This is a genomic window from Zhongshania antarctica, from assembly GCF_014202945.1.
In the GTDB taxonomy this organism is placed as follows: Bacteria; Pseudomonadota; Gammaproteobacteria; order Pseudomonadales; family Spongiibacteraceae; genus Spongiibacter; species Spongiibacter antarcticus.
This window is the reverse complement of sequence record NZ_JACHHW010000003.1, coordinates 59,573-71,596: the sequence shown is the minus strand read 5'-3', so window position 1 is coordinate 71,596 and position 12,024 is coordinate 59,573. Positions and strand designations below refer to the sequence as shown.

Below are 12,024 nucleotides of genomic sequence, written 5' to 3'. Positions count from 1 at the left end.
TGCCCTGCGCCGCCGCTCAGGCAAAGTCCGGAAAAGCCAAAGTCTGTCCGCGAATAACATTATCTAACCCACCGAATAAGACGAAAACGAGCAAACTTGAAAAATTCGCCCATACTGACACACTAAAACCGCAGCTTATAATCCTAACAGCGAGTATGTCATGAGTTCAGTAGCACCAGTGCAAGTCGAACGTCGCCCGCCACTTTATTGGGTCACGATAAACCGGCCTTTAGCCCGCAACGCGGTCAATGGCGAAACTGCACGCGCCCTCGCCGAAGCATTCCAAGATTTTGAAAACGACCCAGCGCTCTCCGTAGCCATACTCAGTGGCGCCGAAGATCACTTTTGTGCTGGCGCGGATTTAAAAGCAGTAGCCAGCGACGACCCCGAGCGGCGCAATCCACTTAATACTGAAGGCATTGGCCCCATGGGCCCTAGCAGAATGCAGCTGAGCAAACCGGTTATTGCCGCCATCGACGGTTATTGCGTGGCTGGCGGTCTAGAATTAGCCCTGTGGTGCGATATGCGAATTGCCACAGAGCGCGCCATTTTCGGGGTGTTTTGTCGTCGCTTTGGGGTGCCCCTCATCGATGGTGGCACCGTGCGTCTGCCACGCCTAATTGGCATGAGCCGCGCCATGGACATGATTCTCACCGGCCGCGCCGTTGATGCCGCAGAAGCCCAAGAAATTGGCCTAGCCAACCGGGTAGTGAGTGTTCACAATCTTCGTGATAGCGCCGAGCAACTCGCCATGCAAATTGCGGCTTTACCACAGCAGTGCCTACGCAACGATCGCCTCAGTGCCTACCAACAATGGGGAATGGATGAACAGCAGGCTATTCGCAATGAATTCACCCTAGGTATGGCCACGCTATCATCGGGCGAGACGGTTGCCGGCGCTCAGCGCTTTGAGCAGGGTAAAGGCCGTCACGGCAAGGCCGAAACCTAATTCCGCTCAGCCAGCTATGCGCGCGGCCGCGGCCGTATCCCCGGGCTCAAACTCGGGGCCAAAAGGCTTGGTAAGCAATAATAAGGCTGGCATAAACAGCATATCGGCCAAGAGCGCCACGCTAATCGCCAAGCACAACAAGACGCCAAAGCTAGATATAATTGCCATATTCGACAGCAAGTAGCAGGAAAATGCGCCAAACAATATAACGGTGGTTATTAACAGCGCGGGCCCAACATCACGCATAGAATCTTCCAAGGCGCGGCGGTAATTGCCCGAGTGTAAAAAGCAGCGCCGGAAGCGAATAACTAAGTGCAAGGTATCGTCTACGGCAATCCCGATGGCAATGGTCGCCAGCAAAAGCTTCATATAGTCCAGATGAATACCCAGCCACCCCATTACGCCTAACACCACAACAACCGGCGCGAGATTAGGAATCATTGCCAGCATACCGACTTTTACCGAACCAAACGCTAAGCACAAAAAACCCGCGACCATTATAAACAGCAAGCTATAACCATAGAGCTGAGTATCCGCAATATACTCACCCATTTTTACCCACATAAGCCCGATACCAGTTTTGCGGATCTGCGCATCGGGGATTGGGTTTGCAGCAATATATTGGTCGATCGTATTTAGCAGCTCTGTGATAGCCGCCGAGCCGGTCATCTCAACCCGCAGCTCCATCACCGTGCGGCTGTAGTCCTGCGACACAAATTCCTGTAATTCTTCACCGCCGGAGATTTCGTAAACCAAGAAATACTGCGCAATTAAATCTCGCTCTTCTGGCAGGCGATACCACGCCGGATCGTCACCATGAAAACTGCGATTCAAATCCTTCTGCACATCTACCACCGAATAGGCCTTCTTCACCAAGGCCTGCGATTCAGCAAACTGCTGGATTCCCTCAATCGCCTTTAATACATCTGGGCGCTTAACGCCCTCACTGTCATTGGTATCAACTATGTACGTAACATTGAGAATACCGCCCATCACGCTTTCGGCGAGTTCGGTGTCTTGGCGCCACTCAATGTGCGGTTTAAAGTCTTCTAAGAAGTTGAAATCCACTTTAATCTGAGTCAAACCAACGAGCGACACCAACAGCACTCCGGCTCCCAACACCACCAGCGTAAGCGGTCGCTTGAGATTTGCTGTAATACAGACCTCTACAATACGCATAACTATTGGCAATACGGTGGATTTTGCAGGGTTTTGCTTAGCGGCTCTCGCCTCGCCTGAACTAGGCGAAGACTTACCAAAGGACAAGACCACCACCAGCAAAGTCATAGACAGCACAAAGGTAAATACCACGCCCGACGCAGCGTACAGCGCCATTTCGCTCAGGACTTTGAGTTGCGATACTGCCATCACCAAAAATCCGACTGCAGTGGTGATCGACGCTAATAAACACGCGCCACCCACTTTCGCGATAGCCGCTTTCACCGATGCCTGACGATCACCCGTTTCAGCATGGGCGCGCTGAAATTCCAGCAGAATATGAACGGACTGGGCCACACCTACCGCGCATATCAAGGTCGGGACAATGCCAAAGAACAGACCTAACACCCAGCCGAATGCGCCCATCATCCCCATGACCATAATAATACTCAGCACCACCACTGCCAATGGTCCTAGTAACGCTAGCAAACTCGCGCGAAACAAAATTGACGACAGAATGGCCAATACCAACAGGGTCACGGCGGTGCCAATAGCGGCATCTTCCATAAACACGTGGTTATAGGCCGAGTTCATTGGCACATCCCCGGTCACAAAGAATTCAATCCCTGAATATTCCGATCGCGCAAGAATCTCGCGAATTTTATTGTCACTTACCTGCGGGTAGAGGTTTTCTAACTGATTACCCAGCGCTTCGTCGAAAATAATGTCTTCTAGCGGGTCGACGCTGCTACGTTCCATTTCCAGAATAATAGCGGCGTAATCGGCCTTGGCATTAATCAAATAATTTACATATAACGGCCGACTTAAGACTTCCTCGCGCAGCGCGAGCAGCTCCGCCTGCGTCTCAGGAAACTCGACCATCAACTCATCAACAGTAATGGAGTCACCGTCGGCGCGAATAAACTCGACGGTGGGCAAACTGACCACGTCCCGCACATAGGGCACTTCGTCGGCGAAGGCCTGACTAAGCTGGGCAATTTGACTCATCGCCTCAATATTAAAGGGGCCATGCTCGCGATTAGGCACCCGATACACAATGTAGGTCACTTCGTCCGACAGGAACTCATCAAGGTATTCGCTATAGGCAATATACGCCGGATCACTTTTATCAAAATACGCATCAAGGCTATTGTCGCTTTTTACCATGCTAGCAAAATACAAACCGAGACCAAGCATTAGTAGCGACAGCACTAAAACCACGACACGGTGATGCACAGCCCATTCTGCAATATGCCCAAATAACTGATCGACTCTGTCGACAAATTTATTATTTTGAATGCCCATACCCTTCGATAGCTCCCCAGCTAATTATTATCCCTTACCGAACAGGAACACGATGGCCACGCCACAGCAAAGAACGTGCGCCTATAAACTATTCATATTTGATTTATGACCCGATTATGCTTTAAGTTCACAAGCACATTCAAATGTATAATCGGCGACAATAATTCACTGCCTGCCTGGAGCTCCCCAGCGTGACAATAACAACACAACTAATCCGCACAATATTCATTGCCCTTTGCGCGAGCATATCGCATGCCGCAGCAGCCCAAGATCCGAGCAGCGAAGCCATCAGCGCAACAGAGAAAGGCCTTAGCATAGCCAAAGAAATGAAAGCGCGAGACCGTGGCTGGATCGACAATAGCGCTGAAATGGAAATGATCTTACACAATGGCAAGCGCGAAAGTCGCCGCGAAATGCGGGTATTGTCCCTTGAAGTCGACGACGACGGCGATAAGTCGATGACAATTTTCGACAGCCCGAACGATGTAAAAGGCACGGCCTTTCTCAGTTTCACCCACACTAACGCCATGGATGACCAATGGCTTTATTTGCCAGCCTTAAAACGTGTTAAGCGCATTGCATCCAAAAACAAGTCCGGCCCGTTTATGGGCAGTGAATTTGCCTACGAGGACTTAAATTCCTTTGAAGTAGCGCAATACGATTACCGCTGGCTACGCGACGAACAGCTCGATGGTCAAGATTGCTTTGTTATTGAGTCCATCCCTCGGGATCAATACTCTGGCTACAGTAAGCAAGTGGCGTGGATTGATAAGGTCCACTACCGCGCCTTAAAGATCGATTTTTATGATCGTAAGAACACCCTACTAAAAACCCTCACCTTGTCGGACTACCAATTGCACCTCGACAAATTTTGGCGGCCAACCAAGCAGAGCATGATCAATCACAAAAATCAGCGCCATACCGAAGTGTTCTTGCGCAACTACCAATTTAGCACGGGCCTAGACGCCAGCGACTTTACCGAAAACAGCTTGAAACGGGCGCGTTGAGCTAAGTCCATGAAATCACAGCACTACAATACCAAACCCTTATGTGGCGCAGCTTGCTTAATGCTGTTGTCGCTCTCTACCCACAGCGAGTTCCTCGGCTATGTCGGCCTGCAGACTCGGGCTTACCCAATGACAGCAGCAGCGCCGGAACAGGGCTCCGAAACGGTATCTGTGGTAGTCGCGCCCGAGTGGTTTAGCCAATGGAACGACGGCGACGACAGTTTTAATATAAAAGCATTTTACCGATACGACTCGCTAGACGACGAACGCAGTCATGCCGACCTGCGTGAATTTTATTGGCAGCGTGTTGGCAGCAGCTGGGAACTGAGCGTGGGGATTAATACCGTGTTTTGGGGTGTCACCGAGTCCCAGCATTTGGTCGACATCATTAATCAAACCGATTTTCTTGAGTCCGCCGACGGTGAAGACAAACTCGGCCAGCCAATGATTCATTTTGCCAGTATTCAGAACTGGGGAGTGATCGATGTATTTGTGCTGCCACAATTTAGACCCAGGGATTTTGCTGGCAATGAAGGACGCCTGCGCTCCATCCCCGCCACCGTCAACTCACAAGAAAGCTACCAGAGCAGCAAGGACGACAAGCATATTGACTACGCCCTGCGCTGGAGCCATTACCTAGGCGATTGGAACCTTGGCTTGTCTTGGTTTCAAGGCACGTCTCGCGAGCCTCTCTACCAAGCAATCATCCAAGACGGTGCGGTCGCCTTAGCAGCCTATTATCCCCTTATTGAGCAAAGCGGCATTGATGCCCAGTACATTAGCGGCGACTGGCTATGGAAGTTAGAGGCCATCCATCGCCGGGGGCTGGGCCATTCTATTGCAGAGGATATGAGTGCCAGCACCGCAGGCTTCGAATACACCTTCACCGGAATTAACAGCCAATTCTGGGATCTAGGCATATTATTGGAATACTCCTACGATAGTCGCAGCAACGCGCAAGTCGGCGCATTTCAAAATGATCTATTTAGCGGCGGCCGCCTGAGCCTCAACGACATAGCGTCCACCGAAATTTTATTTGGCATTAGCCAAGATTTAGATGACAGCGACAGCCGGTCGGCCATTATCGAAGCCAGCACTCGTCTTGGCGACACAATGCGTTTGATTGCTGAGCTGTATCACTTTCGCAGCAAAAGAACTGATGACCCACTGTACTCGATTCGCAGAGACAGCTACGTGGAATTAGGACTGGAGTATTATTTCTAGCCCGTAGGCCGAGGCAATTCGCGCTATAATCGGCCCTGAACCAAAAAAGACATTTGAAGGCACCAATGCTAAAGCAAAAAATAATCCGGCTCAGTATATTATTCGCGACCGCAGCGGGAATAATTAGCCTGATTTATTACGGTTACGCGCCATCGGTGGCGCCGCCAACAAACCACGCAACACTGCAAGAAATCACCCTTCAAGTCGGCGAGCGGCAGCGCAATTACAGTTTATATATCCCCAAACAACTCGCTGAGCACACCCCGGTTGTTTTTATGCTCCATGGCTCAATGCAGTCGGTTGCCGACATTAGGGAGTTCAGCGGCTACCAATTTGAACAATTGGCCGAGCAACACGGCTTTGTCCTTGTTTACCCCAGCGGCTACGGAAATCACTGGAACGACTGTCGCAAAATCGCAAGCTATACTGCCCGCACCGAAAATATAGACGACCTCGGTTTTATTGACGCTATTCGCCAACAACTGCATACCCGCCTAGGTACTGATCTCAATAAAACTTTTATTGCCGGATACTCCAACGGTGGCCAACTCGCTTTTCGCTTTGCGCTAGAGCGCCCTAACAGCGTTGCCGCTATTGCCGCTATTGCCGCCAACTTGCCCAGCACCAGCAACCTCGACTGCATTGAGTCTGGGGTAGCGGTGCCGGTGTTAATGATGAATGGCAGCGAAGACCCCGTTAACCCCTACTACGGTGGCCAAGCAAGCCTATTTGGCTTTGGCGCACGCGGTGACGTTAAATCGGCGGTCACGAGCGCCGAATACTTTGCCAATTTAGCGGGTTACAGAGGCAGCCCGAGCGAGATCAAACACTTCAAAAACACCCAAGCAAACGACCCCACCAGCAGTAAGTATTATGCGTGGCGCGACCGCAGTCGGCCGGAAGTCATTTTGTATACCATTACCGATGGCGGTCACGTGATTCCGCAGCCAATATATCGGCCCCCGCGTTTACTCGGTCTCACTAGCCTAGAAATAAACGGCCCAGAAGAGATATGGGCATTTTTTGCTCGGCAACTGGCCAAGCAACAGTAATCTAAATAGCGATCAAAATGCCCTCAACACAGGCTCATTTGACGATCTTGGTATGTTCCGGGAGGCAAATACACCACTGCGTCACCACATTGAATTTTTCCAGACTCAATAATATTGGCGCACATACCGCCATAGCCCAACATCGCCGCTAGGCCGCCTTCACCGAGTGTCGAGTCCATACGCGAACAGGGGTGACACTTGGCCGTGAGCTGAAATACCGCCTCACCAATTTGAATATGCTGGTAGCGCAAAGCATTGAGGTTAAACCCAGACACCACCAGATTGCGGCGCAGTAAATCTGGTGAAATAAACTCGCGCCCCAGATTTACCGCGATCGACCGGATAAACTCGTCGCTGATAATGGTGATCTGCCGCGCGGCCCCCTTACTCCCCAGCATACGTCGGTCACCCTGCAGTCCGCGATCAGCAATCGCCAAGGCTTGCTTAACAGCCCGCATTGGCGCTTTGCGCTCAGGCCGCAGACCGATCCACTCTAACCGCCCAGTTTGAATATTACCGAGATAACGGGACATCAGAGGCCTCCACCGATCATCTAGCCTCACATCCAATGGCGCGGGTATTCATAACCAGCCCTTAGGTAAATGCAACAAATCAGCGGCCTCATCAATATCATGGACTTTTGCCTGCTCGGCTAAACTCATGCCACATTCTGCTATACGCTGCCGAGTCACGCTTGCCACCGTATCAGTACTCCACGCAATATCCGCAAACAAGTGCGGCGAAAAGCAGCGCAGGCCGAGTAAAGCATAACCACCATCAAAGGTCGGAATCATGCAGCTATCATGACTAAGCAAGGCCTTGGCCGCCCATTGCAAACTTACTGCAGTAATCGCAGGACAATCACTGCCAAGTAAAACAATGCCATCAGCGCGTTGTAAGCCTTGCTCAGCAGCAGTGGCCATGCGTGCGCCTAAGTCGCCGACAGGCTGACTTAACGGGTGAATCGAGCTCGGCAGTTGAATAGCTGCCCACGCAGGCGCAGCGATGTCTGGCGCCGCCCACAATTCAACGGCAAGCCGGTAGTCATCGTTCACCTGAACCAATGTTCGCTGACATTCCGCCAAGGTATTTTCCAGCATGCGCTTGGCGAGTGCCGCTGCACCCGCCGCACCCAAAGCAGGGATCAAACGGGTTTTGGCAAATCCTGCCCGCGGTGCCTTGGCAAATAATTGGAGTATTATTCGAGGTTTTGTAGCGGTCATAGTGACAAAAAACTATTCATATCGACTAGCCAACTGCTCAGCAGGTACGCCCCGCCAATAGAGGTAACGCAGCCGCCACATCAATAAAATAGTGCGCCACACACCGCGCTCCTGCCAGCGCCGTCCCGAGGTTTCTACTTTGTTGCGCAAACACACCGGCGCCTCGCGCTCGCGCAGCAAGCTCGACAGCGCAATATCTTCCATTAGCGGCTGATCAGGAAAACCACCCACTTCAATGAATGCGGCTTCTCTTACAAAAATGGCTTGATCACCGGTAGCGATACCACTGAGCCGAGACCGCCAGTTCATAAACCAGGAAATCACTTTAAACATCTGCGCCTTACCGCGAATACGCACATCAAAACGCCCCCACAGCCCAGACTCCAGAACGCAAATAACACGGTCAAAAGCGTGCTTTGGCAGCTGGGTGTCGGCATGTAAAAACAAAAGGTAATTCCCCGACGCCAGCGACGCGCCGACATTCATTTGCCGAGCGCGTCCTCGCGGCCCCGCGACTAGTCGAAATCCACTTGCCGCTATCAATGCTGTCGACGCATCGCTGCTCCCGCCATCAACAAAAATGATCTCGACTGCATCCGGACATTGGCCACATTGCTCGGTCAACTCGGTCAATAAGGTCGGCAAACCCACCGCCTCATTGAGTACTGGAATAATGACCGACAGCACCGCATCCGAGTCGCACAAACTCATGGTTATTTACCTTATTTATTACCAAGGTCATTCAGGGCCCAATTGTAATCACTGTAATCTATGGCAAGCTTTCCGGAAATAAGTTGCGCCTTTTCGGCGTCGCTCAAGCCCAGCGCCTTGGCATACATGGCGAGGTATTCACGCAGGGAATGTGCACCTTGCCAGCCTTTGCTGAAATCTTGTACATACCACTTAAAAATTGGTGATACGCGCAACACCCCTTTCCTCACGCCATTGCGCTGCCTATCACTCAAAAAATTGCGGGTAACTGCGTCTAACTGAGCGTCCAAGGTCTCGGCTTTATACGCCCTATTTAATAAAGCCGGGCAACCTATACTGGCGCAATTCACCGCAAAATGAATACGGGGTTCCCCGTAACGGCCTGTCCCACGAATTAATTTGTGCTCTATGTCGTCGAGGCTGCGGGTTTCACCCAACAAAGGAATAAAGTTTTTTTGCCACGGCGAAGACCATAAAAACCCAATATCTTTTATCGAATCGAGTTTCGGGTAGCGCGACAAAATCAACTTTACCGTCCAAGCATTGTAGGCATTGATTAAAAATGCGAGCTGACTGTCATCAGACCAACTATCAAACACCCTTTTCTCCACCTTGGCTAACCGCGCCAAATACCCATCTAATATCACTTCATTGCGCTGTATCGCCGCGTAATCGACCTGACTATGCTGACCATTTGGTGCCATTTGCACATGATCTTGAAGCAATTGATGCCACTGACCATGGGAAACGTCGGCGGCATAAAGTGGCGAGCACAACAGCAATAAGATTAAGCCGAGCTGCGTTAGTCTATGCATATTAATCTCCCCAATTAACCCCTGCGCCAACGATGAAACGCCACTAAATATTTATACGCCCATTCCGGCGCATGGGATTTTTGCCACTCCCCCGCCACGTATTTATTGGCTTCGGCCATACTTGGGTAGCTGTGAATCGTGCCCAAGATTTTTTTCAGACCTAAACCGTGCTTCATCGCCAACACATACTCAGCAAGTAATTCACCGGCCTGGGCACCCATAATACATACACCCAAGATCGTATCTTTGCCCGGCACCGTCAGCACTTTGATGAAACCCACGGCGTGACTGTCACAAATTGCGCGGTCTAAATCGTCTATTCCATAGCGGCTCACTTCATAAGCAATACCCTGCTCGGTCGCCTCGGCCTCACTCAAACCCACGCGCGCGACTTCCGGGTCGACATAAGTCACCCATGGGATCACCGAGTAATCTGCCTTAAACTTTTTAAAGCCACCAAATAAGCCATTCACTGCTGCGTACCACGCTTGATGTGCGGCGACATGGGTAAACTGGTACGGCCCGGCAACATCTCCCGCAGCGAGAATATTGGGGTAAATTGTTTCTAAATAGTCATTGGTTTTAACCGTACGCGCAGTATCAATACCGAGGGTCTCGAGACCATAGCCAGTAAGTCGCGCACTGCGACCAACTGCGCAAATCAAGGTATCAAAAACGATTGCCTCTTCCTCACCGTGGGCGTTGAGAACAATCAGCTGCTTTAGCCCGCCGGTTTGTTCACAGCGCAACGCCTTTGTATTCGTCAGCACTGTGACGCCATCGGCGGTAAGTGACTCAGTGACTGCCGCCGCAACCTCTTCATCCTCGCGCATCATCACCCTAGGCAACATCTCGACTTGGGTCACCGCAGAACCCAGCCGCGCGAAGGCCTGGGCCAATTCGCAGCCAATTGGCCCACCGCCTAGCACCACAAGGCGTTTTGGTGGTTCTGACTGATCAGCCAACGCATCCCACAGGGTATCGCTAGTTAAATAATCAACATCATCCAAACCCGGTAATGGCGGCACGGCAGGCTGAGCACCAGCGGCAATGATGATTGCACGCGCGGTGAGGCGCTGGCTGCCGCCATTGTTCAAGGTGATTTCTACCGTCCACGGGTCTAGCAGTTTGGCATAGCCCTCAATAACCTCGACACCTAAATCGGTGTAGCGCGCAATACTGTCATGAGGCTCAATATGTGCAATAACCGCCTTGATCCGCGCCATGACCACTCTGAAATCAAAACTAGGGATTTCACCCGGTAAACCATAGGCTTTACCGTGGCGCTGCTGATTAATCACTTTGGCCGTTTTTATTAGTGCCTTGCTCGGTACGCAGCCATAATTCAGGCAGTCACCCCCCATTTTATGTGACTCAATCAAGGTCACCTTAGCTTTAACGGCAGCGCCGATATAGGAGCTCACCAAACCTGCCGCACCAGCGCCAATCACAATCAAGTTGCGGTCAAATTTCGCGGGCCGCTGCCATGCGGCGTATATCCTACGCGCCTTAATCACCGCCAACAGCCACTTGGCAATAAAAGGGAACACGCCTAATAGCGCGAATGACGCCAGCAACATCGGCGACAATATTCCTGACAGACTGTTTAACTCACTTAGCTGACTACCCGCGTTTACAAAAATCACCGTTCCCGGCAGCATCCCCAGCTGGCTCACCCAATAAAATTGACGGGTTTTGATCGGTGTAAGCCCCATCAGCATATTGATCAAAAAGAATGGAAAAACCGGCACCAACCGCAAGCTGAACAGATAAAACATACCGTCACGCTCAACGCCGTCGTTAACAGTCTGTAAGCGCTCGCCAAAGCGCGCCTGCACGCTATCGCGAAGAATATAGCGCGTCATTAAAAAGGCCAGTGTTGCGCCAAGACTCGAAGCGAAGGACACAATCAACAGCCCCCACCCCAAGCCAAAGCTGGCGCCCACCAATAGCGTCATCACCGCTGCGCCGGGTAGCGACAGCGCGGCAATCGCGACATAGACAACAAACATTATCGCTGCCAACAGCAATGGCTGCTCAGTTCGCCACACCAGCACCTCCCCCTGGAGTGCACGCGCGCCCGCCAAAGAGAAATAGTGGTCGAGATCGGCGATAAAAAAACCGGCAATGGCAATTACCACGACCACAAGTAATAGTAATTTTGTTTTCATTGTATTGCTGTCCCATAATTTTTCGGTTTGAGCCGTTGGCTATGACGCAGATCATCTTTAATACTAGCCGTTTCTTCTTATCGAGGCCCTTGCCAATGCCTCTGCCCAGCCATCTTACGCTCAAATGACTAAATCATCTGTATACGCAGCCCCCAGCCGCTAGATCAGCTCCATGTTGTAGTAAGTTAAGGCTAATCACATCAGCCACAAACCTAAGACGTCGAACTTGAAATTCAAAGCAGAACTCAAGCTAGGCCGCAGTGCACTCCCGGCCCAGGTAGGGCAGGGGACAACATAGGGCAACTAAGAATTCACGGGCTTTCGTCAAAACCGGCCACCCCAATGGACTAAACTCCTAGGCTATGATCTGCGGGCACAAATCTATACTATTATGCTTAGCAGCCCAAAT

Annotated in this window: 10 protein-coding genes; 4 read left to right on the top strand and 6 right to left on the bottom strand. The window is 51.3% G+C overall.

The features are described 5' to 3' along the window. Positions 1-160: 160 nt before the first annotated feature. Positions 161-949: a crotonase/enoyl-CoA hydratase family protein gene (locus tag HNQ57_RS05425; RefSeq protein ID WP_184461597.1), complete on the top strand. Its 789-nt coding sequence runs from the start codon at positions 161-163 to the stop codon at positions 947-949. A gap of 6 nt (positions 950-955) precedes the next feature. On the opposite strand, the gene HNQ57_RS05420 is transcribed toward HNQ57_RS05425, so the two are convergent. After that, entirely contained in the window at positions 956-3,412 is a 2,457-nt protein-coding gene (locus HNQ57_RS05420) for an efflux RND transporter permease subunit (protein WP_184461596.1), read from the bottom strand. Between the two features lie 191 nt (positions 3,413-3,603). On the opposite strand from HNQ57_RS05420, the gene HNQ57_RS05415 reads away from it, so the two are divergent. The 3 genes from HNQ57_RS05415 (at position 3,604) to HNQ57_RS05405 (ending at position 6,695) form a co-directional block, all read left to right on the top strand. Then, positions 3,604-4,419: an outer membrane lipoprotein-sorting protein gene (locus HNQ57_RS05415; RefSeq protein ID WP_226968291.1), complete on the top strand. Its 816-nt coding sequence runs from the start codon at positions 3,604-3,606 to the stop codon at positions 4,417-4,419. 9 nt (positions 4,420-4,428) lie between these two features. Further along, positions 4,429-5,643, top strand: a complete 1,215-nt coding sequence (locus HNQ57_RS05410; RefSeq protein ID WP_184461595.1) for a hypothetical protein — start codon at positions 4,429-4,431, stop codon at positions 5,641-5,643. Between the two features lie 65 nt (positions 5,644-5,708). After that, positions 5,709-6,695 (top strand): CE1 family esterase, encoded by a 987-nt coding sequence (locus HNQ57_RS05405; RefSeq protein ID WP_184461594.1) that lies wholly within the window; start codon positions 5,709-5,711, stop codon positions 6,693-6,695. Positions 6,696-6,718: 23 nt separating this feature from the next. On the opposite strand, the gene HNQ57_RS05400 is transcribed toward HNQ57_RS05405, so the two are convergent. Genes HNQ57_RS05400 through HNQ57_RS05380 form a run of 5 tightly spaced genes read right to left on the bottom strand, consistent with a single transcriptional unit; the run spans position 6,719 to position 11,615 of the window. Beyond that, positions 6,719-7,228, bottom strand: a complete 510-nt coding sequence (locus HNQ57_RS05400; protein ID WP_184461593.1) for an MOSC domain-containing protein — start codon at positions 7,226-7,228, stop codon at positions 6,719-6,721. A 48-nt stretch (positions 7,229-7,276) separates the two neighbouring features. Next, positions 7,277-7,918, bottom strand: coding sequence for a TIGR04282 family arsenosugar biosynthesis glycosyltransferase (locus HNQ57_RS05395; RefSeq protein ID WP_184461592.1), 642 nt, complete (start codon positions 7,916-7,918; stop codon positions 7,277-7,279). 12 nt (positions 7,919-7,930) lie between these two features. Then, entirely contained in the window at positions 7,931-8,629 is a 699-nt protein-coding gene (locus HNQ57_RS05390; RefSeq protein WP_184461591.1) for a TIGR04283 family arsenosugar biosynthesis glycosyltransferase, read from the bottom strand. 11 nt (positions 8,630-8,640) lie between these two features. Beyond that, complete coding sequence (locus HNQ57_RS05385; RefSeq protein ID WP_184461590.1) at positions 8,641-9,444, bottom strand: DUF547 domain-containing protein; 804 nt, start codon at positions 9,442-9,444, stop codon at positions 8,641-8,643. 14 nt (positions 9,445-9,458) lie between these two features. Next, positions 9,459-11,615, bottom strand: coding sequence for an FAD-dependent oxidoreductase (locus HNQ57_RS05380; RefSeq protein WP_184461589.1), 2,157 nt, complete (start codon positions 11,613-11,615; stop codon positions 9,459-9,461). Positions 11,616-12,024 lie beyond the last annotated feature (409 nt).